The sequence below is a fragment of the Bacillus cereus group sp. RP29 genome (assembly GCF_040459765.1).
Lineage (GTDB): Bacteria > Bacillota > Bacilli > Bacillales > Bacillaceae_G > Bacillus_A > Bacillus_A paranthracis.
The window spans coordinates 1561298-1584101 of the sequence record NZ_JARVHN010000001.1 but is presented as its reverse complement, the minus strand read 5'-3'; the positions used below and the strand labels follow the sequence as shown (position 1 = coordinate 1584101).

The window sequence follows — 22804 nt, the reverse complement described above, 5'->3', positions numbered from 1 at the left end:
TCGTCTTTTTTCGTGTTACGCTGTGATCCAAGCTTCGTTAGCTGGATTTTTACGCCACTCTTGTAATTTTTTCGTTTCAGCTTGTCCGATCATACCTTTTTCTGCTGCAACTTCAGTTAATGCACTGTAATCACTTAAAGAATATGATGCTACGTTCGCTGCTTCTAACTTTTCTTTTCCTGCTTCTAGCTCGTATGTGAAGATTGATACGATTCCTAATACTTCACAGCCAGCTTCGCGAAGTGCTTCTACACATGTAATTGCACTGCCGCCAGTTGAAATTAAGTCTTCTACTACTACAACTTTTTGACCTTTTTCAGCTTTTCCTTCGATTTGATTCCCTTTACCGTGACCTTTTGCTTTACTACGTACGTAGCACATTGGTAAATCCATACGATCACTTACCCATGCAGCGTGCGCAATACCAGCAGTTGCTGTTCCTGCAATAACTTCTACAGTTGGGAAGTGCTCTTTAATTAACTCTTCTAATCCAGCTGCAATCGCTTGACGTACTTTCGGATAAGATAAAGTTAAACGGTTATCACAATAAATTGGTGATTTCATACCTGAAGACCATGTGAATGGATCATTCGGTTGTAAAAATACTGCTCCAATTTCTAATAAATGCGATGCGATTTCTTTTTTCATACTGTTACACCTTCCCACTGTTGTTTTACTGTTTTATACGCTTCAAGCGGATTTTCTGCTTTTGTAATACTACGTCCAACTACGATATAGCTTGAGCCAAGTTCCCTCGCACGTTTCGGTGTTGCTACGCGCACCTGGTCATTTACATCATCGCTTGCAAGACGAATCCCCGGTGTTACTGTTACAAATTCATTTCCGCATACTTCACGTAATTTTGGAACTTCGAGCGTTGAACAAACAACGCCATCCAGTCCACTTTCTTTCGTTAATTTTGCATAATGAGCAACCGCTTCTTCTAACGTTTTCTCAATGCCGATCTCTTTTTTCATCATAGCTTCCGAAGTGCTTGTTAGTTGTGTAACTGCAATACAAATCGGTCTCTCTTTTCCTTCTTGCTTACCTTCCTCTAATCCCTCAATTGCAGCTTTCATCATGCTGCTTCCCCCAGCAGCATGAACATTTACCATATCAACATCTAGACTAGCTAGGCTACGCATAGCGCTTTTTACCGTATTTGGAATATCATGAAGTTTTAAATCTAGAAAGATCTTATGCCCTTTTTCTTTTAAGTACGTAATAATCGCAGGGCCTTCTTTGTAAAATAACTCCATACCAACTTTGACAAATAACTCTTCCCCTTCAAAGTGGCGCAAGAATTGTTCTACATCTTGTTTCCCCGGAAAATCTAGTGCAACGATTAACGACTGTGACATGTTTGCTTCCAGCTCCTTCCTTGACATTCCGAAATGTGATCAAATCCTAATTCATCTAGTAATGCTGGTAACTCTTCAATAATTGTCGGACATACGAACGGATCGATAAAGTTCGCTGTACCTACTGCAACTGCGCTTGCGCCAGCGTAGAAGAATTCAATTACATCTTCCGCTGTTTCAATACCACCCATTCCGATAATTGGAATGTTAACCGCTTGGCTTACTTCATGTACCATACGAATTGCTACTGGCTTAATCGCAGGACCTGATAATCCGCCTGTACGGTTTGCTAAAATTGGTTTAGCTGTTTTTAAATCTAGACGCATACCAAGCAATGTATTAATCATCGTTAAACCATCTGCACCTGCATTTTCAATCGCTTTTGCAATTTCCACAATGTTTGCCACGTTCGGTGACAACTTCACATATACAGGTACTTCAGAAACCTCTTTTACTCGCTTCGTTAAATCAGCAGCAATTTCAGGATTTGTACCAAAGGCGATACCACCTGTTTTTACGTTTGGACAAGAAATATTTAATTCCAGTGCATGGACATTAGGCGCTTTAGAAATTTCCTTTGCAACCGCTACGTAATCCTCAGCTTGTGAACCTGCAACGTTTGCAATGATTGGAAGGTCAAATTGTTCTAACCATGGTAATTCAGAATTCATTACTTTTTCTAATCCTGGGTTTTGAAGTCCGATTGCATTTAACATGCCACCCGGTGTTTCAGCAACACGAGGCGTAGGATTTCCATAGCGTGGTTGTTCTGTCGTCGCTTTGATCATGATTGATCCTAGTACACTTAAATCGTAAAACTGTGCATATTCACGACCAAATCCAAAGCATCCAGATGCCGGTATAATTGGATTTTTTAATGATAATCCTGGTAATTCAACTTGCAATCTGTTCATAGTACAACCTCCCCGATTGGAAATACTGGTCCGTCGCTACACACCTTCTTGTAAGAATGTCCACTTGGATCTTCTTGTAAGTGGCATACACATGCGAAACAAGCTCCAATACCACAGCCCATACGTTCTTCTAATGAAATATAGGCTTTTTTCTCTTTGTAACGTCCTTCTAATGCACGAAGCATCGCTAACGGACCACATGAATAAAGAATATCAAAGTCAATTCCGTAATGATCAATTACATCTGTGACAAATCCTTTTGTACCGTGTGTACCGTCTACTGTCGCAACGTACGTATCACCAAGTTCTGCAAATTTTTCTTCATAGAAAACAACATCTTTCGTTTGAAAACCTAAGATGTGAATTACGCGTACACCTTTTGCAACGAGGCGCTGTGATAATTCATAAAGTGGTGGTACACCAATCCCCCCACCTACTAGTAAAGCTGTTTGACCAGCTTCTGCTTCTTCTACAGGAAAACCGTGCCCTAATGGTCCTAGTACGTCTACCATTTCACCTTGTTTTTTAGTGGCTAATGTTTTTGTTCCTTGTCCTTCCGCACGATATAGCATTGTAAATTCGTTCTTCTCTTGATCTATATTACAAATACTAATTGGGCGGCGCAGAAGGGGCGCAATGCCCTCTGCTACCTTAATGTGTACAAACTGCCCTGGTTCGTTCATTTGCTGTACTAAAGTTCCTTGAAGCACTAATTCGTAAATGTTCTTTGCGATTTCTTTTTGATTAACGACGATCATATTTTGCTTTTGCATCATGCATGTACCACCTCGTGACGCTTTGTTTGCGTAATTTCTTTCATTGAATGAGCTGAGAATGTCATAGATTCTAATACTCGTAAGATTGCTCTCGTTGTATCAAGTGATGTTAAGCAAGCTACACCATTTTCTACTGATTCACGGCGAATGCGGAAACCATCACGCGCTGGTTGTTTGCCTTTTGTTAATGTATTGATTACAAACTGTGCTTTTCCTTGGCGGATAATATCTAGTAAGTTGTAGTCTTCAGAATCAATTTTGTTTACAACTTGTACTGGGATATTTTGCTCTGTTAACGATTTTGCTGTTCCAGCTGTTGCTAATAAGTTATAGCCGATTTCATGGAAACGTTTTGCAATTTCCATCGCCTCTTCTTTATCTTTATCCGCTACAGTAATGATTACTGATCCGTGCGTTGGGATGTTAATTCCAGAAGCAACTAAACCTTTGTATAATGCTTTTTCAAGCGTTAAATCTTTACCCATTACTTCCCCTGTTGATTTCATTTCAGGTCCTAATGTTGTATCCACTGAGCGTAATTTCGCGAATGAGAATACCGGAGCTTTTACATACACTTCTTTCTCTTCTGGGTGATAGCCCGTTCCGTATCCTTGCTCTACTAGGTCTTGCCCTAGAATAACTTTCGTTGCAACGTTTGCCATTGGTACACCTGTAATTTTACTTAAGAATGGTACTGTACGGCTCGCACGTGGATTTACTTCAATTACGTACACTTGATCTTCGAATACGACAAACTGGATATTTAGTAATCCAACAATGTTTAATCCTTTTCCAAGTGCAATTGTATGTTCAATAATTTGTTCTTTTAATTTTTCAGATAAGCTTTGTGGTGGATATACTCCAATTGAGTCACCAGAGTGAACTCCAGCGCGTTCAATATGTTCCATAATACCTGGAATGAATACATTCTCACCGTCTGAAATTGCATCTACTTCAATTTCTTTACCAACCATGTAACGGTCGATTAATACTGGGTGATCTGCGTGAACTTTAACTGCATTTTTCATGTAGTGCAGTAGTTCTTCTTGACGATATACGATTTCCATCGCACGTCCACCTAGTACGTAAGATGGTCTTACTAATACTGGGTAACCAATTTCTTCTGCGATTGCTACCGCTTGCTCTACAGTCGTTGCTGTTTTACCAACTGGTTGTGGGATACCAAGTTTTGTTAAAGCAGCTTCGAATTTATCACGATCTTCTGCACGGTCTAAGTCTTCAAGTGATGTTCCTAAAATCTTCACACCATGTTCTTCTAATTTTGCCGCTAAGTTAATTGCTGTTTGTCCACCGAACTGAACGATAACACCTTCTGGTTTTTCTAAATCGATGATGTGCATTACATCTTCAATCGTTAATGGTTCAAAGTATAATTTGTCAGAAATACTGAAGTCTGTTGAAACAGTTTCTGGGTTATTGTTAATGATAATTGCTTCATATCCAGCTTCTTTAATTGCCCATACTGAGTGAACTGTTGCATAGTCAAACTCAACACCTTGACCAATGCGGATTGGACCAGATCCTAGAACTACTACACTCTTACGATCTGTTACAATTGATTCGTTCTCATCAGCGTATGTGCTGTAGTAATACGGTGTTGCAGATTCAAACTCTGCCGCACAAGTATCTACCATTTTGAATACCGGCGTCATATTATTTTCTTTACGCATATCGTAAATTTCGCGCTCCGTTTTGTTCCAAGCTGCTGCAATGTAGTGATCGCTGAAGCCCATTTCTTTTGCAGTTTGTAGTACTTCCATATTTCCTACATTCGCTTTTACTTCGCGTTCCATATTTACGATATTTTCAACTTTTTGTAAGAAGAAGAAGTCCATTTCACACCATTCGTTAATCTCTTCTTTCGTTACACCTTGACGAATTGCTTCTGCTACGATAAACAGTCGCTCATCATCTGCTTTAATAATGCGTTTTTTCATTGTTTCTTTATCAAGTTCTTTTAAGTGGTCTAATTCTAAGTGATAAATACCAAGTTCTAAAGAACGAACCGCTTTTAATAATGATTCTTCTAAGTTACGTCCGATTGACATAACCTCACCAGTTGCTTTCATTTGCGTTCCAAGTGTTCTGTTCGCTGATTCAAACTTATCAAATGGCCAGCGTGGAATTTTTGAAACAACATAGTCTAATGCTGGCTCGAAGCAAGCGTAAGTTTTTTGTGTTACCGGGTTTACGATTTCATCTAATGTTAAGCCGACTGCAATTTTCGCTGCTAATTTCGCAATTGGATATCCAGTTGCTTTAGACGCTAGTGCAGATGAACGACTTACACGTGGATTTACTTCGATTACATAGTATTGGAAGCTATATGGATCTAGTGCAAGCTGAACGTTACATCCACCTTCAATTCCTAGTGCACGAATAATTCGTAATGACGTGTTACGTAACATTTGGTATTCACGGTCGCTTAGCGTTTGGCTCGGTGCTACAACGATAGAATCACCTGTATGAACACCAACTGGATCGATGTTTTCCATGTTACATACTACAATCGCGTTATCATTTGAATCACGCATTACTTCATATTCAATTTCTTTACAGCCAGCAATACTTTTCTCTAATAAACATTGTGTTACTGGGCTATGTTTTAAACCACTTGTTACGATTTCAATTAACTCTTCTTCGTTATGACAAATTCCGCCGCCCGTTCCGCCTAATGTGAATGCTGGACGAACGATTACTGGATAACCAATTTCGTTTACAAAGCCATATGCTTCATCAAGGTTATGAATAATTTCACTTGGTGGTGTTGGTTCATTTAAATCTTGCATTAATGTACGGAATAAATCACGATCTTCCGCTTGCTCGATTGCTGATAATTTTGTTCCTAAAATTTCAACTCCGCACTCTTCAAGTACGCCTGATTTTGCAAGTTCAACAGCCATGTTTAAACCTGTTTGACCGCCTAATGTTGGTAAGATTGCATCTGGACGTTCTTTACGAATGATTCGGCTTACGAATTCTAATGTTAAAGGCTCAATGTATACTTTATCTGCAGTTGCAGTATCTGTCATAATTGTCGCTGGGTTAGAGTTAACAAGGATTACTTTGTAACCTTCCTCTTTAAGAGATTGACAAGCTTGTGTTCCAGAGTAGTCAAACTCCGCTGCTTGCCCAATTACAATTGGTCCTGATCCGATTACTAAAATTGTGTTAATGTCTAGGCGTTTTGGCATAACTCTTCCCCTTCTTTCTTGAAGTTTTCAATCATTGTTAAGAAATCTTCGAATAAATCATTTGCATCTTCTGGTCCTGCTGAAGCTTCTGGATGGTATTGAACTGTAAATGCTGGGAACTTCTTATGACGAAGACCTTCTACTGTTCCATCATTTAAAGCAACATGTGTAATTTCAAGTTCTGTATTTTCAACTGATTCTTCTTCTACTGCGTAACCATGGTTTTGAGATGTAATTGCTACTTTTCCAGTTGCAAGATTTTTTACTGGATGGTTTAAACCACGGTGACCGAATTTTAACTTACTTGTATTCGCACCAGATGCTAAAGCAAATAGTTGGTGTCCTAGGCAAATTCCGAATAAAGGAACTTTACCGATAATGTCTTTTAACATTTCAATTGCTTCTGGTACATCTTTTGGATCCCCAGGTCCGTTACTTAACATAATTCCATCTGGGCTAAGGCGTAAAATTTCTTCAGCTGTCGTGTTGTAAGGAACTACAATTACATCACAATCACGTTTATTTAATTCTCTTAAAATACCATGTTTCATACCGAAGTCTACTAATACAACACGATGTCCGCGGCCTGGGCTTGGGTATGGATCTTTCGTTGATACGCGTTTTACATGGTCTGTAAATACTGTCGCTTTTAATTGGCTTACGATGTATTCTACATCTGCATCCATGTTACAAAGGCGTCCGCGTAATGTACCGTATTGACGAATTTTTCTCGTTAATTTTCTCGTATCAATTCCTGCTAATCCTGGAATGTTTCTTTCTTTTAAGTAGTCATTTAACGAAATTTCATTACGGAAGTTTGATGGGTGATCACAAATTTCGTTTACGATTAAACCATTTACAGATGGGTGAATCGATTCAAAATCGTCACGGTTGATGCCGTAGTTTCCGATTAATGGGTACGTGAATGTTACAATTTGACCGCAATATGATGGATCAGATAATGTTTCTTGATATCCAGTCATTCCTGTTGTAAATACAACCTCACCTGACTTTTCGATTTCTCCTCCGAAACCTGTTCCAATTAATACTGTTCCATCTTCTAAGATAAGTTGTCTTTTCATACTAATGCACTCTCCTTTTGCCATGCGATCTTACCACCAACGATTGTCATTACCGGCCATCCTTGGCATTTCCAACCTGCGAATGGTGTATTTTTTCCTTTTGATAAGAATGTTGTTGGATCAATCTCTTCTTCTTGTTCTAAATCAATGATTGTAATATCAGCTGTTCTACCTTCTTTCAGGCGACCTGCTTCTAAGCCGAATGTATCAGCTGGCTTTTCTGTTAAGAATTGAATTAACTGTTCTAGTGTAATAATTCCTTTTTTCACAAGGTTTGTGTATAGAAGTGGGAATGCTGTTTCAAAACCAGTAATTCCGAACGGTGCTCTTTCAATTCCTTGCGCTTTCTCTTCCGCTGTATGCGGTGCATGATCAGTTGCAATCATATCGATTGTTCCATCTAATAAACCTTTAATTAATGCTGCATGATCCTCTTTTCCACGAAGCGGTGGGTTCATTTTAAAGTTAGGGTCAGCTGATGGGATATCATCTTCACATAACACTAAGTGATGGGGTGTTACTTCTGCTGTTACTTTAATTCCAGCGCGTTTCGCATCACGTATTACACGTACAGATCCTTTCGTACTTACATGACATACGTGATAGTGACAATCTGCCGCTTCAGCAAGCAGTATATCCCTTGCAATATGTACAGATTCACATACTGATGGGATACCGTTTAATCCGTGTTTCTCAGAAAACTTCCCTTCATGTACACAACCTTTATTAATAAGAGTATTCTCTTCACAGTGCGCAACTACTGCCATATTCAGTTTTGCTGCACGCTTCATAGCAGCTAACATCATGCTAGCATCTTGTACGCCTACACCGTCATCAGTGAAAGCAAATGCTCCAAGCTCTTTTAATGTTTCGAAATCTGTCATTTCAGAACCCGCTTGACGTACTGTAATTGCTCCATATGGTAGTACGTTAACATGTGCTTTTTCTTTAATACGATTTTGTAAGTCTTCCATATGTTCTCTGCAATCTGGTACTGGGCGTGTATTTGGCATTGCGCAAATTGTTGTGAATCCACCTTTTGCCGCTGCTAGCGTACCTGTTTCAATTGTTTCTTTATGTTCACCACCTGGTTCACGAAGGTGTACGTGTACATCTACTAATCCAGGTGCGATTAACTTTCCGTTCACATCGATTACTTCAGCATTATCTGCCGTAATATTTTCTGCTACCTTAGCGATTTTACCGTCTTGTACGAGAAGATCCGTTGCTACGATTTTTCCTTCTTCATTCATATAACGACCATTTTTAAACAAATAATTCATGTTTCATTCCTCCTAATACATTTGGTAAGGCGCGTTTTAGTACAGCCATTCTTACGTAAACTCCATTTTCCATTTGTTTAAATATGCGTGAACGCTCACACTCAACAAGTTCACTTGCAATTTCAACATCTCGGTTTACAGGAGCTGGATGCATAATAATGCTTCCTTCTTTCATACGCTTTTCTCTTTCTACTGTTAATCCGTGTTTCTCATGATACTCTTTCATAATGTCTGTTTCATAATGATCATGACGCTCATGTTGTACACGAAGTAGCATCATTACATCCACTTCCGGAACAAGTTCATCTAATGGTTTGTATGTTCCAAATGTGTTGTCTTCATCTTTCCACTCTTCTGGACTTGCAAAGTAAATTGTTGCACCTAGCTTCGTTAATGCTTCTGCATTAGAACGTGCTACTCGGCTATGACGAACATCTCCTACTATCGCAATCTTCAAACCTTCAAATCTTCCAAACTCTTGTTTAATTGTAAGAAGGTCGAGTAGGCACTGCGTTGGGTGGTTTCCACATCCATCTCCAGCGTTTAAGATCGGGATATTCACCTGATCTTTTAGTTCATCGAAGTAGCGATCTTGCTCATGGCGGATGACCACTGCTTTTGTTCCGATTGATTCTAGTGTTCTTATCGTATCGTATAAAGTTTCTCCTTTTTGTACGCTAGATGCATCCGCTGAAAAGTTTAAAACATCAAGTCCTAATCTCTTCTCAGCAACTTCAAAGCTAAATCTCGTTCTCGTACTATTCTCAAAGAACAAGTTTGCAACAAAAGTTTGCTCTGTCGTTTTGCTCTCTTTTCCATTCGCAAAATCTTCTGCGTCTTTTAGGATTTCTGAAATTTCTACTTCCGATAATTCACTCATCGTTAACAAATGGCTCATCGTCATCCCTCATCTTTCTGATTTTTATGTTACCACTTTTGTATTTTTATAACAACCTTTGCATAAAAATACCCTAGTCATGTGAGACTAGGGTGCAAGAAAGAAGCCACCCTTTCCGGTCTCACAGGACTGAATTAAAAGGTTATTATTATGAAGCAATCTGCTTAGATTGTTTTATTTGTTTCGTTTCCGGTAGTAGTAGATTTAACAGTACACCTACAATTGCTGCTAGTGCCATTCCTTCTACTTGGAATGATTCTCCTACGTGAAGTACCGCTCCACCAATACCGATTACTAGTATTACTGATGCAATCATTAAGTTTCGTTTGTCACTTAAATCTGTTTTATCGTCTACCATCATGCGTAATCCGCTTGATGCGATTACACCGAATAGTAAGATTGATACACCACCCATAACTGGTGTGGGGATCGAATGAATCAGTGCAGAAATCTTACCGATAAATCCGAACATGATTGCGAATACCGCTGAACCGATGAATAAGTATACACTGTACGCTCTTGTAATTGCTAGCACACCGATGTTTTCACCATACGTTGTATTCGGTGGTCCACCGATTAGTGATGCGATTAATGTGGCTACTCCATCACCGAAGATTGAACGGTGTAAACCTGGTTTTTTAATTAAATCTCTTTTAATAACATTTCCTAATACAATTTGATGTCCGATATGTTCTGAAATTGTTACTAGTGCAACTGGTACCATCAAGAGTACAATCTTCCATGAAAACTCTGGTGTGTATGTTACAAATGGTACTGTGAAATCTGGTACAACAAACCATTTTGCCTCAGCTACCGGCTTTAAGTCTACTAACCCTTGGAAGTAAGCGAAGATATATCCGCCGATAATGCCAAGTAACACTGGTATGATACTGAAAAATCCTCTTCCGAATATTGAGCATATAATTGTAATTGCTAATGTTACTAATGCTACTGAAAAGTGTGTAAAGCTATATTTGCCATCCGCACCATTCATCGCCATGTTAACTGCTGTATGTGCTAAAGCTAGCCCGATTACCATTACTACTGGACCAACTACGATTGGTGGTAGTAATTTCATAATCCACTCTGATCCTGATTTCTTAATTCCGAGTGAGATTAAGATGTATACAAGTCCTGCTAGCAAACCACCAAGCATTGCTGCTCCAGGTCCCCCTGCCGTTTTCGCTGTTATAATCGGTGCGATAAAGGCGAATGATGACCCAAGATAGGCAGGTACTTGACCTTTCGTTATAAGAAGAAACGCTAACGTTCCTAATCCACTTGATATTAATGCTACTGACGGATTCAATCCTGTTAAAAACGGAACAAGCACTGTTGATCCAAACATCGCGAACAAATGTTGTATACTTAAAAATAACCATTTTCCCGGTTTCGGTACTTCATTAACGTCTAACACTGGCTTTTGTTCCATTGTTACATCCTCCTTCAGTTTAAATCTTTGCAATAAAAAAACTCTTTGTGCCTGTGCACAAAGAGTCCTACACTTTCGTATGCCAAATTTGACATATGAAAGCCAAGACCCTTTGGCAGCCTCACAGGACTACATTTAAAAGGGCTTTACTTATCGTATATGCTTACTCGATCTTGTTGATCTGTCTCTTGCAAATCAACTTCGATACGCTCTTCACTTGATGTTGGAATGTTCTTTCCTACATAATCAGCGCGAATTGGTAGTTCACGATGACCTCTATCAACAAGAACCGCTAGTTGGATTTGTGATGGTCTACCTAAATCCATAAGAGCATCCATTGCTGCTCGAACAGTTCTGCCTGTATATAATACATCATCCACAAGGATAACTTTTTTCTTCGTAATATCTACAGGGATATCAGAACCTTTTACAAGTGGTTCTTTATTTTTCGATTGTAGCGTTAAATCATCACGGTATAACGTAATGTCTAGCTCTCCAACCTCTATTTCTTTTCCTTCAATTTGACCAATTCGTTCTGCCAAACGTTGTGCAATAAAAATTCCACGAGTTTTAATTCCGACAAGAACACAATTATCGACACCTTTATTTCGTTCCACGATTTCATGACTAATTCGTGTTAAAGCGCGGCGAATCATTTGGTCATCTAAAACGACAGCTTTCTCTTGCATGCTCTACACCTCCAAGCTTTTTTCTTGCGTGAGAGTAATGGTATAAAAAAAGTCCTCTCAGCGTGTGCGAGAGGACTTTTGAAAAAGGGTATAGCATACCCTATGCATTTCAAACCGTTACCTTCTCAACCTCACGGGGCTGTGTTAAAGGATCATTATTTAACTGTTGTCAGTATCTCAGTTTTCTTATGATTTGTCAATACTATTTTCGCAAAATATTTAATGCGTCTTCAAACACTTTTGGAATCGGTGCCTCAAACTGAATATATTCACCAGTACGAGGATGATCAAAGCCTAAAATACCTGCATGAAGTGCTTGTCCGTTCATATCTAATGTTTTCTTTGGTCCATACTTTGGATCTCCTGCAAGTGGATAGCCAATATATTTCATATGAACACGAATTTGATGTGTACGCCCTGTTTCTAAGCGACATTCTACAAGTGTGAAATCTTTGAATCGCTCTAACACTTGGAAATGCGTAACAGCATGCTTACCATTTTCATCAACCGTCATACTTTGGCGTTCTTTCTTATCACGAGCAATCGGAGCATCAATCGTTCCCTTATCGTGCGGAATAACACCGTGTACAATCGCTTTGTAACGTCTCGTTACTGTTTTTGCTACAAGTTGATTTACAAGTGATTCGTGTGCCATATCATTTTTAGCAACCATTAATAGACCAGACGTATCTTTATCAATACGATGTACGATACCCGGACGCATCACACCATTAATGCCTGATAAGTCTGTACAATGGTGCATAAGACCGTTCACAAGTGTACCACTTGTATGACCTGGTGCTGGATGCACAACCATACCACGCGGCTTATTAACAACAAGTACATCTGCATCTTCATAATAAATTTCTAAATTCATATCTTCTGGCTGAATATCTAACTCTTCTGGCTCAGGAATCGTCACTGTAATTTCATCATTTTCTCTAACTTTATAATTCCCTTTTACAGCTTTTCCATTAACTGTAACAACGTCATCTTTAATCCATTGTTGTACTTGTGTACGTGACCATTCATTATTTATTCCTGCAACGAATTTATCAATTCGCTCATTTTTTTGTTCTTCTGCAACTGTTACTTGTACTACTTCACTCATTCAATTACTCCTTCGTTTTCTTGCCTTCTAATAATGTTTGAATAATAATTAATACAACACCAATACATAATGCTGAATCAGCGATATTGAATACTGGATAGTTGTACGAGAAAATATACACGTGAATGAAATCCACTACTTCTTGTCTAAATACACGATCAATAAAATTACCAATTGCTCCGCCTAAAATTAGACCTAATGAAATTCCTAGAAGCTTGTCTGTTTTTGCATATTTTTTCATATAAAATACGATAAATGCTACAAAAACGACTGTAATAATGTAGAAAAACCACATTTTATTTTCTAAAATACCCCAAGCAGCTCCTCTATTTCGATGTGATGTTATGTATAATACATTATCGATAATCGGAATACTCGTACCCAATTCCATGTTCTTTACAATTAGCCATTTCGATATTTGATCGATGGCAATGACAAATAACGCTATTACATAATATATCATTTTCATTTCCCCCACAAAGACAGTGTACCTCAAAATTTTAGCATAGCTGCAACCTTTTCACAATGAACCTTTATAGAAGAATAAAATAAATTAAAAAAAGGTAATATAATATCGTTGTGCACATTCATACATTTACTTTTTCATAGAAAAATTCATGAATGGTACGTGCAGTCGGCATCGTTTTCATTTGTTTTACCGACATTACTCTCCCTGTGTCTTCACAAATACCATACATATCTATTTCCATTTTAAATAATGCACGTTCTACATCTTTTAAATCCTCTTTTATATCATGTAATAAAAGTTTTTTCTTTATCTCTTCCTTAATTTCATACCCAAGCTCTTCGCTAAACTCTGTATTATATTTGTACATAACCTCTTTAGCTAGCCTCTCTTGTAACTCTTTTCGCATCAATTGCAATTCTTCTTTGATTTCCATATACATTTCATTCACGTGTACATTCCTCCCAGTTGCAATGTACGATTAGTGTGTCCGAAATTTATATGCTTACCTCTCACACATTTTTCCTTCATAGGAAAGAGAGTGAAAGTTATTTCAATATACTGTTAACCAAAAAAATGACTGCACTTTACGTGCAGTCACCCCTTGTTATTTTACATAATTTTCTTTAACAACCGTTGCGCAACGCTCACATAATGTTTCATGTTCAGCATCTTTACCAATTGTTTCTGAAACTACCCAACAACGTTCACATGTTTCACCAGTTGCTTGAACAACAACAACCGCTGTATGTTCATACTTCGGTGCATCTGCTGGCGCCTCTTCCATCATACCACCAAGTTTGTACTCAGAAACGATGAATAATTGCTTTAAGTCTTCGTTAATAGACTCTAACATAGCTTTCATTTCTGCAGTTGGATATAGCGTAATGCTTGCATTTAATGACTTACCGATTACCTTTTCATTACGAGCTACTTCTAACGCTTTTAATACGTCATCACGCAATGTCATAAATGCATCCCATTTTGTTTTTAATGCTTCTGCACCATCTAATTGTACAGCTTCTGGCATATCAGTTAATTGTACACTTTCTTCTGTTACACCTGGAATGTATGGCCATACTTCATCAGCTGTATGCGGTAAGATTGGTGTTACAAGTTTCGTCAATGCAACAAGAACATCATATAATACAGTTTGAATTGCACGACGATCTTCATGGTTCGCACCTTCAATGTATAAAATGTCTTTTGCAAAGTCTAAGTAGAATGAACTTAAATCAATTGTACAGAAGTTATGAATTGCATGATATACAGCAGCGAAGTCGTATGTCTCATATGCTTCTTTTACTTTTGTAATTAAGTCATTTAATTTCACTAACATGTAACGATCTACTTCACGAAGTTCAGCTATAGCTACTGTATTTTCACTTGGCTTAAAGTCGTCTAAGTTTCCTAATAAGAAACGGAATGTGTTACGGATTTTACGATACACTTCTGCTACTTGTTTTAAAATATCATCCGAAATACGTACATCAGATTGATAGTCAACAGAAGATACCCATAATCGTAAAATATCTCCGCCTAATTGATCCATAATTTTCTTCGGTACGACGATGTTTCCAATCGACTTACTCATTTTACGTCCTTCACCATCTAATACGAAACCGTGGCTTAGTACGCCTTTATATGGCGCTTTTCCTGTTACAGCAACTGCTGTCGATAATGAAGAGTTAAACCAACCACGATATTGGTCAGATCCTTCTAAATATAAATCTGCTGGACGTTGTAAGTCATCGCGCTCTTCTAATACTGCTTGGTGAGAAGAACCTGAGTCGAACCATACATCCATGATGTCTGTTTCTTTACGGAATTCACCATTTGGGCTACCTGGATGTGTAAATCCTTCTGGTAATAGATCTTTCGCTTCACGCTCAAACCATACGTTAGAACCGTGTTCACGGAATAAATCAGCTACATGGTTAATTGTTTCATCCGTAATGATTGGATCACCATTCTCAGCATAGAATACAGGTATTGGCACACCCCATGCACGTTGACGAGAAATACACCAGTCACCACGGTCACGAACCATGTTATGAAGACGAGTTTCGCCCCATGCTGGTACCCATTTTGTTTCCGCAACAGCTTCTAATAACTCTTTACGGAATGCTTCAATAGATGCAAACCACTGTGCTGTCGCACGGAAAATAATAGGTTTTTTCGTTCTCCAATCATGTGGATATGAATGCGTAATGAATGTTAGCTTCAGTAATGCGCCTACTTCTTCTAATTTTTCTGTAATTGGCTTGTTAGCTTTATCATAGAATAAGCCTTCAAATCCAGGTGCTTCCTCTGTTAATACACCTTTATCATCAACTGGACAAAGTACTTCTAAGCCATACTTTTTACCAACAATAAAGTCATCTTCCCCGTGTCCTGGTGCTGTATGAACACAACCTGTACCTGCATCTGTTGTTACGTGATCTCCTAGCATAACTAATGAATCACGATCGTAGAATGGATGCTTTGCAACTGTATACTCAAGCTCGCTACCTTTTACTGTTTTCACAACTTCAGCGTTTTCCCACTCTAACGTTTTTGCAACTGTCTCAAGTAGTTCAGAAGCAATAATATATTTTTCATCATTTACTTTTACAATAGCGTATTCAAGTTCTGGGTGAACAGAAATACCTAAGTTTGCAGGCAACGTCCAAGGCGTTGTTGTCCAGATAATGTATTTCTCATCACCTTCTAATACGTTCTTTCCATCTTTTACAGGAAATGCTACGTAAATAGATGCAGATTTTTTATCTTGGTATTCAATTTCAGCTTCTGCTAAAGCTGATTCACTCGTTGGTGACCAATAAACTGGCTTTTGCCCTTTATAGATATAACCTTTTTTCGCCATATCACCAAACACTTTAATTTGTTGTGCTTCATATGCTGGCTCTAAAGTAATGTATGGGTTATCCCAATCAGCACGTACACCTAAACGCTTAAATTGCTCACGCTGACGTTCTACTTGTTCATATGCATACTCTGCACATAACTTACGGAACTCAGCAACTGTCATTTCTTTACGCTTCACACCTTTATTTGTTAAAGCTTGTTCAATTGGTAAACCGTGTGTATCCCAACCTGGGACATATGGTGCACAAAAACCAGTCATTGATTTATAACGAACGATAAAGTCTTTTAATACTTTATTTAATGCATGTCCCATATGAATGTCACCATTCGCATATGGAGGTCCATCATGCAGTACAAATAAAGGACGACCTTTCGTATGTTCTTGTACCTTTTCATAAATATTCATTTCCGCCCACTTTTCTTGCATTGCAGGCTCACGTTTTGGTAAATTCCCACGCATCGGGAACTCTGTTTTTGGCATTAGTAATGTATTTTTGTACTCCATGCTCAATTCCTCCTTACATGTATAAAAGAAAGACCTAAAAAACGGAATAAAAAAGAGACTTTCTCATCCCAAAAAGGGACGAGAAAGTCTCCCGCGGTACCACCCTAGTAGATTCTATACGTATGTATACAATCCTCTTTATATTCTTAACGCGAATATACGCCTACGCTTACTCTATTTGTTCAGCGCGGAACTCCAGGGTGATATTCCCATTATCTCCTTATCCTGAGCTTACACCATCCTCAGTTCGCTATATAAGGTATGAAAAAGGTACTTATCCCTATCTTCGTTTTTCTTAATAAATATGTTGTTTAAAATTATATGTAATAATGAGAAAAACGTCAAGCTTACACTGTTTCTTCTTTTTTCAACAGCTCGTCTACTTCGTCTTCTAACTCAATTAGTTTATCCCAATCATCGTTGTTTAACATTTCAAGCTGTGTTTCTAATAACATACGGAAACGAGTGCGGAATACTTTCGCTTGTTTCTTTAGCTCTTCAATATCAAAAGCAACTTTTCTTGATTTTACTAAAGCTTCGTTAATAATACGGTCTGCATTCTTTTCAGCTTCACGTACAATTAATTTCGCTTCTTTTTGGGCATTACGTTTTACTTCTTCCGCTGCTTCTTGTGCAACAACGATAGATTTGTTTAACGTATCTTCAATATTAGAGAAATGATCTAACTTCCCTTCTAATTGCGCAACTTGTTCTTCTAAAGCTTTTTTCTCACGAATGACTAATTCATAATCTTTGATAATTTGATCAAGAAACTCATTTACTTGATCCTCATCATAGCCACGGAATCCGCGACCAAATTCTTTGTTATGAATATCTAATGGTGTTAACGGCACAACGCCACCTCCAAGTAGTTATCTAAATTTCCTCTTTCAATTATATCTTTTCTTCGACAAAATAGGAGGATTTCCTTCTAAAAAACCAATCATTTTAGTATACCATACAAAATTCTCCATTTGTCGCGCTTTGTTCTACCTTCTACAGAAAACAATTTACTGCGTCCATATCCTCTCACTGAAAAAACATCTCCTGGATAACATTCATAAGAGGTTTGCTCCACTGTTTTCCAATTCACTTTTACTAAACCATTTTTTATGAAAGGTTGTACTTTTTGCCTAGATATATGTAACATTTCAGCTAACATAACATCTAAACGAAGTGAAGAAACCGTTCCGGATTTCTCCCCCCACGTTTCTTGTATCTGTAGAATTTTTTCCCCTTGCACTGGTGATAAGGAGACTTTCACTTTTCCTATAGATTGTAAGTTCATCTCAATATAAGATACAACTTCTTTCGCGACTACAATTTGGGCACGATCTTCTTGAAGCAAAATATCACCACATTTTTCTCTCGTTAAACCGAGAGACATAAATGTACCTAATATTTGCCTATGCTCTAGCGTATAAAACTTGGAAGGATAGTCAATTTCCAATACTTCTACTTGAAATTCCTCTTCATTTATTACTAGATAGTCCGGATAAATGAGTGCTCTTTTGCGCTCTGCTTGAGACGTTGCACCATCAAATTGTACAGCAACATCCCCTTGGCCTATTACCATCGTGACAATTTGTTGTTGCCTTGGATCAAGGAAATCTGTTAATTTCACTTGATGGTACTCCGCTGCTCGCTTCCACTCTAACACTTTATCCACAAAGACCACTTCATCAGGTCTAAAATGCTCGTAGATGCTCATACATATAACCTCTTACTATAAGAAATAGCCGAATAAACTTATTAAACCATTTGTCGCAAGTCTTAAAGCAAAGATCGCAACGAGTGGCGAAATATCAATCATACCAAGCGGCGGAATAAATCTGCGAAATGGTTCTAAATATGGTTCACAAATACGCGCAAGAAACTCTCCGAAAGTTGATTCCTTTGCACCTGGGAACCATGATAGGAGAATGTAAATAATAAGTGCCCACGAGTAAATCTCGATAGCATAAACTAAAAGTCTTAAAACGGTTTCCATGGCGTATTACCACCTCTTTATATTTGTGTCTTCTTCTTCACCGAATAACTCTGAAATTGCACCAACTATATCTACATTTTCAGGCGTACACATAAATGTTTTCGGTCCTATTTTTTGAATGTCCCCGCCTATAGCGTATACAGTACCACTTAAAAAGTCAACGATACGTACAGCTTGATCCGTAGACATTCGTTGTAAATTAATTACAACAGCTCGTCTACCTTTTAAATGGTCCGCAATTCCTTGCGCTTCCGAATATGTGCGTGGTTCTAATAAAACAACTTTTGAGGATTGCTTCGCTGTTTCAATGCTCACAACATTTTGTTTCGTTTGCGCTTTTGGAAACGTAACATCTTGTTGTTCTGGCGGATCTTGCTGCTTCTTCATGTCCGTTTGCTCCTTTTCATAACTATATTGAGCTGCTTCTTTTTCTTCAGGTGTATCAAAAAAGAAGTATTTTACTTTTGACCAACTCATAATAAGATTCTCCTTCCTTTTACGCTTTTCCTACTAAAATCGTCCCCAAACGAATGTATGTAGCACCTTCTTCAATTGCAATCGTGTAATCATTAGACATTCCCATTGATAATTCTTTACATGGCGCATGTAATAATTCTAACTCCTGCACCTCTGTTTGTAGCATACGTAATGTCTTAAAACAGCGTCTGATTTCTTCCTCTTCTTCTGTAAACGGAGCCATTGTCATTAGTCCAACCACTTCAATCTTATCCAATTCTTGCAAACTTTGAATAAAAGAAACGGTTTCTTCTATTGCCAATCCTTGCTTTGATTCTTCAGATGATGTTTTCACTTGAATAAAACATTTCACTTTCTTATCCGCACGTTTTTGAATTTCTTTTGCAAGTGAAAGACGATCTAATGAATGTAAATAATCGATTTCATTAATGATTTCTTTTACTTTTCTCGTTTGTAATGATCCAATAAAATGCCAATTCACTTTTGAACCGAAATGTTCATACTTCTGTAAGAAACCTTCATTTCTATTTTCACCTAAATCGATAATTCCTGCTTCAATTACTTCGTTTGTTTTTTCAATTCCTACCGTTTTTGTAACTGCAACGAGTTTAATATCTTGCAAAGAACGTCCCGCTCGCGCGCAAGATTGTTTAATTGCTTCGTTTACAGTTGTTAAATTTGTTTGTACTGTCACTTGCTTTCATCCTCCTTAAAACCTATGAAACTCAACATTCTCCCTGTCTTACCTTGATCACGACGGTGAGAGAAAAACAGTTGTTCTTCACAGCTTGTACAAAGAGATGACATTACAATATTCTCTTCTTTTATGCCTGCTTGTACACATAATATACGATTAATTTCTTTTAAATCAATTGCGTACTGTCCGTCAGAAACTTTTTTATAAGGAACAGAACCGTTTACTACTTGCTCTGCTGCTGTTAACACTCGATCATCAACAACATAACAACAAGATCCAATTGCTGGTCCAATCGCAACATGAATTTCATCACTCGAAATCCCTTCTGCATTCCATTTTTGAATCATTTCTTTTGCAATCTCTTTTACAGTCCCTTTCCATCCAGCATGCGCAAGTCCTATCATACCATGTGATGGTGCATAAAAATAGAGTGGAACACAATCAGCATAACAAGATGTTAAAAGAACATCATTATTAGTCGTATAAATGCCATCTGTTTTTGAAATGCCGTCTTCATATGAATAAACGCCACTTCCTTTTTCCTGTTGTCCTACTTTTTCAACATGATGATCATGAACTTGTTCAGAGCAAATCCAGTTTTCTAATGGTTTTTGTAACTTATTTGCTAAAATGCGTCTATTTTCATGAACGTTCTCGGCAATATCATTCACATGTAATCCTAAATTCATTGCATGAAAGGAGCCCGTACTTATCCCACCATCTTTTGTCGTAAATCCAGCAGTAATGTTTCCAAGTTCTTTCCACGCTTCTAAATACAGTATACCGTCCACATATTTAAATGGTTCTCTCATAACAGCGGCTCCTTTTAATTAAAATAACATAAAAAAGCATGGTACTTCCTGTCTATTTTACCATACTTTTATTTTTTCATAATCCTAACAGAAAAAAAAGAGGAATTTGTAATATTCTTTATGAAATTGTCGGTGTTTGTATTGATTCTGTTACAGAATTAACAGGATTTACTCTAACAAGTATGACATCTTCCCCAATTTTCACAATTTCTTTCCAAGGAATTACAATTTCTACGTCTTTCCCAAAAATCCCAAACATACGTGCCTGTTTAGAAATAATAATAGAATCGATCTTCCCTGTGTTCATATCAATTTCAATATCACCAATATTACCCAGCCTTTTTCCGTCTGAAACATTTATTATATCTTTCATCTGCAATTCCGAAATTTGTATCACTTTCATCCTCTCCCTTATATATGACGAATCGAAAAAACATTGTTTCTCAAATGAACAGGAAGCAACCTCTTACCAACTTCATATTATTTTCATTATATGAACACAGCTACCCTACTATGAGCGCAAACAAACTATATGACATATAAAAAGGTTTCACCATAAATGGTGAAACCTTATCCTTGAATTGTCTTATTCATTTGTTTAATAGCTGATTTCTCTAAACGTGACACTTGTGCTTGAGAAATCCCAATTTCTTCTGCAACTTCCATTTGTGTTTTCCCTTGGAAGAAACGTTTGCGAATAATCATTTTCTCACGATCATTTAAACGCTTCATTCCTTCTTTTAGTGCTAGCTCTTCAACCCACTGCTCGTCCTTTTGTTTTTCATCACTTAACTGATCCATAACAAAGATAGGATCTCCCCCATCGTTATAAATCGGCTCAAATAATGAAACTGGATCTTGAATTGCATCTAAAGCAAAAACGATTTCTTCATGAGTCACTTCAAGCACTTTTGCAATATCCATTGCTGTTGGTTCTTTTGAATTTTCTGCAATCAACTTTTCTCTTACTTGTAACGCTTTATACGCAATATCTCGTAATGAACGAGATACGCGAATCGGATTGTTATCACGCAAATATCTGCGTATTTCCCCAATAATCATCGGCACAGCATACGTTGAAAATTTTACATTTTGGCCTAAATCAAAATTATCAATGGATTTCATAAGTCCGATGCAACCAACTTGAAATAAATCGTCAACATATTCTCCTCTGTTATTAAATCTTTGGATGACGCTCAGTACAAGACGTAAGTTTCCATTCACTAATTTCTCTCTTGCGCTTATCTCTCCACTTTGCATTTCACGAAATAATTTACGCATTTCATCATTTTTTAGTACGGGAAGTTTAGCTGTATCAACACCGCAAATTTCTACTTTGTTTCTCGTCAAAGTGTTCCCTCCTATCGGGAGTTGCTGTACAGTGTAAAGTATTTCCTTTGAAGGAGATTTTATGCATGCGGTTTTCTCTTCATTTTTCATTTTCGTTGTCCTCCCTCATACAACGAAAGAGAATAAGACCAGCCTACATAACGGCTGGTCTTATTCTTTACACCATTTTATTAAATTCTTTTCGTAATCTTTTTATGATTCTTTTTTCTAAACGCGAAATGTATGACTGTGAAATCCCAAGCATATCCGCTACATCTTTTTGCGTCTTTTCCTCTCCTCCAGCAAGCCCAAACCGAAGTTCCATAATTTGTTTTTCACGATCATTTAATTGATGTAATGCTTTCATTAGAAGATGACGATCAACCGTAGCTTCTAAATCTTTTGTAATAATATCATCGTCTGTCCCTAATACATCTGATAATAAAAGTTCATTCCCGTCCCAATCGATGTTAAGCGGTTCATCAAAAGAAACTTCTGAACGATTTTTATTATTCCGGCGCAAATGCATTAAAATTTCATTTTCTATACAACGTGATGCATATGTTGCTAATTTTATTTTCTTTTCTGGATTAAATGTATTTACCGCTTTAATAAGCCCAATTGTTCCAATGCTAATTAAATCTTCAATATTTATCCCTGTATTTTCAAACTTTCTTGCTATATATACAACTAGCCGTAAATTGCGTTCAATCAGTAACGACCTTGCTGCCTGATCTCCTTTTGGCAATTTATTCAAAAGAACTTCCTCTTCTTCTTTCGTTAACGGTGGTGGTAACGCTTCACTTCCACCAATGTAATAAATTTCATCGGTCTTAATTCCTAATTTCAACAATACTTTATACCAAAGGTATACTAAATAAAATTTTAATTTCATCATA

23 protein-coding genes and 1 other annotated feature are annotated in these 22804 nt (G+C 37.6%); all 23 genes read right to left on the bottom strand.

Annotated features, from left to right (window positions below):
* Positions 1 to 15: 15 nt before the first annotated feature.
* Positions 16 to 648, bottom strand: coding sequence for an orotate phosphoribosyltransferase (gene pyrE, locus QCI47_RS08495; protein WP_000711449.1), 633 nt, complete (start codon positions 646 to 648; stop codon positions 16 to 18).
* Entirely contained in the window at positions 645 to 1361 is a 717-nt protein-coding gene (pyrF, locus tag QCI47_RS08490; RefSeq protein ID WP_000083496.1) for an orotidine-5'-phosphate decarboxylase, read from the bottom strand. The genes pyrE and pyrF overlap by 4 nt, the downstream gene beginning before the upstream one ends.
* Positions 1346 to 2275, bottom strand: a complete 930-nt coding sequence (pyrD, locus tag QCI47_RS08485; RefSeq protein ID WP_001081057.1) for a dihydroorotate oxidase B catalytic subunit — start codon at positions 2273 to 2275, stop codon at positions 1346 to 1348. Before pyrD ends, pyrF begins: the two co-directional genes overlap by 16 nt.
* Complete coding sequence (pyrK, locus tag QCI47_RS08480) at positions 2272 to 3051, bottom strand: dihydroorotate oxidase B electron transfer subunit (RefSeq protein ID WP_071741806.1); 780 nt, start codon at positions 3049 to 3051, stop codon at positions 2272 to 2274. The genes pyrD and pyrK overlap by 4 nt, the downstream gene beginning before the upstream one ends.
* Positions 3048 to 6266, bottom strand: a complete 3219-nt coding sequence (gene carB / locus QCI47_RS08475; RefSeq protein ID WP_001126106.1) for a carbamoyl-phosphate synthase large subunit — start codon at positions 6264 to 6266, stop codon at positions 3048 to 3050. The genes pyrK and carB overlap by 4 nt, the downstream gene beginning before the upstream one ends.
* Positions 6251 to 7348: a carbamoyl phosphate synthase small subunit gene (locus tag QCI47_RS08470; RefSeq protein WP_000828682.1), complete on the bottom strand. Its 1098-nt coding sequence runs from the start codon at positions 7346 to 7348 to the stop codon at positions 6251 to 6253. The genes carB and QCI47_RS08470 overlap by 16 nt, the downstream gene beginning before the upstream one ends.
* The gene (gene pyrC, locus QCI47_RS08465; protein ID WP_001108378.1) at positions 7345 to 8631 is read right to left on the bottom strand and encodes a dihydroorotase; all 1287 of its coding nucleotides are present in this window, start codon (positions 8629 to 8631) and stop codon (positions 7345 to 7347) included. The genes QCI47_RS08470 and pyrC overlap by 4 nt, the downstream gene beginning before the upstream one ends.
* Positions 8615 to 9529: an aspartate carbamoyltransferase gene (gene pyrB / locus QCI47_RS08460; RefSeq protein WP_000018849.1), complete on the bottom strand. Its 915-nt coding sequence runs from the start codon at positions 9527 to 9529 to the stop codon at positions 8615 to 8617. Before pyrB ends, pyrC begins: the two co-directional genes overlap by 17 nt.
* 148 nt (positions 9530 to 9677) lie before the next feature.
* Complete coding sequence (gene uraA, locus QCI47_RS08455; protein WP_000435929.1) at positions 9678 to 10961, bottom strand: uracil permease; 1284 nt, start codon at positions 10959 to 10961, stop codon at positions 9678 to 9680.
* Between the two features lie 146 nt (positions 10962 to 11107).
* Positions 11108 to 11650, bottom strand: coding sequence for a bifunctional pyrimidine operon transcriptional regulator/uracil phosphoribosyltransferase (gene pyrR, locus QCI47_RS08450; protein ID WP_001156487.1), 543 nt, complete (start codon positions 11648 to 11650; stop codon positions 11108 to 11110).
* A gap of 202 nt (positions 11651 to 11852) precedes the next feature.
* A complete protein-coding gene (locus tag QCI47_RS08445) occupies positions 11853 to 12761 on the bottom strand; it encodes an RluA family pseudouridine synthase (RefSeq protein WP_000005840.1) in 909 nt (302 codons plus the stop codon).
* Positions 12762 to 12765: 4 nt separating this feature from the next.
* Entirely contained in the window at positions 12766 to 13224 is a 459-nt protein-coding gene (gene lspA / locus QCI47_RS08440) for a lipoprotein signal peptidase LspA (RefSeq protein ID WP_000642177.1), read from the bottom strand.
* A 124-nt stretch (positions 13225 to 13348) separates the two neighbouring features.
* On the bottom strand, positions 13349 to 13678 hold the full coding sequence (locus QCI47_RS08435) for a TraR/DksA C4-type zinc finger protein (RefSeq protein WP_001004664.1): 330 nt from the start codon (positions 13676 to 13678) through the stop codon (positions 13349 to 13351).
* Between the two features lie 156 nt (positions 13679 to 13834).
* Positions 13835 to 16600, bottom strand: a complete 2766-nt coding sequence (gene ileS2 / locus QCI47_RS08430; RefSeq protein WP_309422562.1) for an isoleucine--tRNA ligase — start codon at positions 16598 to 16600, stop codon at positions 13835 to 13837.
* A gap of 71 nt (positions 16601 to 16671) precedes the next feature.
* Positions 16672 to 16896: a binding site (T-box leader), on the bottom strand.
* Positions 16897 to 16947: 51 nt separating this feature from the next.
* Positions 16948 to 17454 (bottom strand): septum site-determining protein DivIVA, encoded by a 507-nt coding sequence (divIVA, locus tag QCI47_RS08425; protein WP_001131612.1) that lies wholly within the window; start codon positions 17452 to 17454, stop codon positions 16948 to 16950.
* A gap of 89 nt (positions 17455 to 17543) precedes the next feature.
* The gene (locus QCI47_RS08420; protein ID WP_000029725.1) at positions 17544 to 18311 is read right to left on the bottom strand and encodes a YlmH family RNA-binding protein; all 768 of its coding nucleotides are present in this window, start codon (positions 18309 to 18311) and stop codon (positions 17544 to 17546) included.
* A gap of 15 nt (positions 18312 to 18326) precedes the next feature.
* Positions 18327 to 18590 carry a YggT family protein gene (locus tag QCI47_RS08415; RefSeq protein ID WP_000450920.1) on the bottom strand — a complete coding sequence of 88 codons (264 nt, stop codon included), beginning with the start codon at positions 18588 to 18590 and terminating at the stop codon, positions 18327 to 18329.
* Between the two features lie 6 nt (positions 18591 to 18596).
* Positions 18597 to 19067 (bottom strand): cell division protein SepF, encoded by a 471-nt coding sequence (locus QCI47_RS08410; RefSeq protein WP_000119138.1) that lies wholly within the window; start codon positions 19065 to 19067, stop codon positions 18597 to 18599.
* Between the two features lie 19 nt (positions 19068 to 19086).
* The gene (locus QCI47_RS08405; protein ID WP_000218169.1) at positions 19087 to 19761 is read right to left on the bottom strand and encodes a YggS family pyridoxal phosphate-dependent enzyme; all 675 of its coding nucleotides are present in this window, start codon (positions 19759 to 19761) and stop codon (positions 19087 to 19089) included.
* Entirely contained in the window at positions 19758 to 20576 is an 819-nt protein-coding gene (gene pgeF, locus QCI47_RS08400) for a peptidoglycan editing factor PgeF (protein ID WP_001208999.1), read from the bottom strand. Before pgeF ends, QCI47_RS08405 begins: the two co-directional genes overlap by 4 nt.
* Before the next feature lie 118 nt (positions 20577 to 20694).
* Complete coding sequence (locus tag QCI47_RS08395) at positions 20695 to 20979, bottom strand: YlmC/YmxH family sporulation protein (RefSeq protein WP_001998116.1); 285 nt, start codon at positions 20977 to 20979, stop codon at positions 20695 to 20697.
* Between the two features lie 167 nt (positions 20980 to 21146).
* On the bottom strand, positions 21147 to 21926 hold the full coding sequence (gene sigG / locus QCI47_RS08390) for an RNA polymerase sporulation sigma factor SigG (RefSeq protein ID WP_000197753.1): 780 nt from the start codon (positions 21924 to 21926) through the stop codon (positions 21147 to 21149).
* Between the two features lie 157 nt (positions 21927 to 22083).
* Positions 22084 to 22803, bottom strand: a complete 720-nt coding sequence (sigE, locus tag QCI47_RS08385) for an RNA polymerase sporulation sigma factor SigE (RefSeq protein ID WP_000976948.1) — start codon at positions 22801 to 22803, stop codon at positions 22084 to 22086.
* Position 22804 lies beyond the last annotated feature (1 nt).

Excerpts from the sequence above, each read along its gene's own strand:
- pyrE (WP_000711449.1), bottom strand. The coding sequence starts at position 648 with ATGAAAAAAGAAATCGCATCGCATTTATTAGAAATTGGAGCAGTATTT.
- pyrF (WP_000083496.1), bottom strand. The coding sequence starts at position 1,361 with ATGTCACAGTCGTTAATCGTTGCACTAGATTTTCCGGGGAAACAAGAT.
- pyrD (WP_001081057.1), bottom strand. The coding sequence starts at position 2,275 with ATGAACAGATTGCAAGTTGAATTACCAGGATTATCATTAAAAAATCCA.
- pyrK (WP_071741806.1), bottom strand. The coding sequence starts at position 3,051 with ATGATGCAAAAGCAAAATATGATCGTCGTTAATCAAAAAGAAATCGCA.
- carB (WP_001126106.1), bottom strand. The coding sequence starts at position 6,266 with ATGCCAAAACGCCTAGACATTAACACAATTTTAGTAATCGGATCAGGA.
- QCI47_RS08470 (WP_000828682.1), bottom strand. The coding sequence starts at position 7,348 with ATGAAAAGACAACTTATCTTAGAAGATGGAACAGTATTAATTGGAACA.
- pyrC (WP_001108378.1), bottom strand. The coding sequence starts at position 8,631 with ATGAATTATTTGTTTAAAAATGGTCGTTATATGAATGAAGAAGGAAAA.
- pyrB (WP_000018849.1), bottom strand. The coding sequence starts at position 9,529 with ATGAGCCATTTGTTAACGATGAGTGAATTATCGGAAGTAGAAATTTCA.
- uraA (WP_000435929.1), bottom strand. The coding sequence starts at position 10,961 with ATGGAACAAAAGCCAGTGTTAGACGTTAATGAAGTACCGAAACCGGGA.
- pyrR (WP_001156487.1), bottom strand. The coding sequence starts at position 11,650 with ATGCAAGAGAAAGCTGTCGTTTTAGATGACCAAATGATTCGCCGCGCT.
- QCI47_RS08445 (WP_000005840.1), bottom strand. The coding sequence starts at position 12,761 with ATGAGTGAAGTAGTACAAGTAACAGTTGCAGAAGAACAAAAAAATGAG.
- lspA (WP_000642177.1), bottom strand. The coding sequence starts at position 13,224 with ATGATATATTATGTAATAGCGTTATTTGTCATTGCCATCGATCAAATA.
- ileS2 (WP_309422562.1), bottom strand. The coding sequence starts at position 16,600 with ATGGAGTACAAAAATACATTACTAATGCCAAAAACAGAGTTCCCGATG.
- QCI47_RS08420 (WP_000029725.1), bottom strand. The coding sequence starts at position 18,311 with ATGAGCATCTACGAGCATTTTAGACCTGATGAAGTGGTCTTTGTGGAT.
- QCI47_RS08415 (WP_000450920.1), bottom strand. The coding sequence starts at position 18,590 with ATGGAAACCGTTTTAAGACTTTTAGTTTATGCTATCGAGATTTACTCG.
- QCI47_RS08410 (WP_000119138.1), bottom strand. The coding sequence starts at position 19,067 with ATGAGTTGGTCAAAAGTAAAATACTTCTTTTTTGATACACCTGAAGAA.
- pgeF (WP_001208999.1), bottom strand. The coding sequence starts at position 20,576 with ATGAGAGAACCATTTAAATATGTGGACGGTATACTGTATTTAGAAGCG.
- QCI47_RS08395 (WP_001998116.1), bottom strand. The coding sequence starts at position 20,979 with ATGAAAGTGATACAAATTTCGGAATTGCAGATGAAAGATATAATAAAT.
- sigE (WP_000976948.1), bottom strand. The coding sequence starts at position 22,803 with ATGATGAAATTAAAATTTTATTTAGTATACCTTTGGTATAAAGTATTG.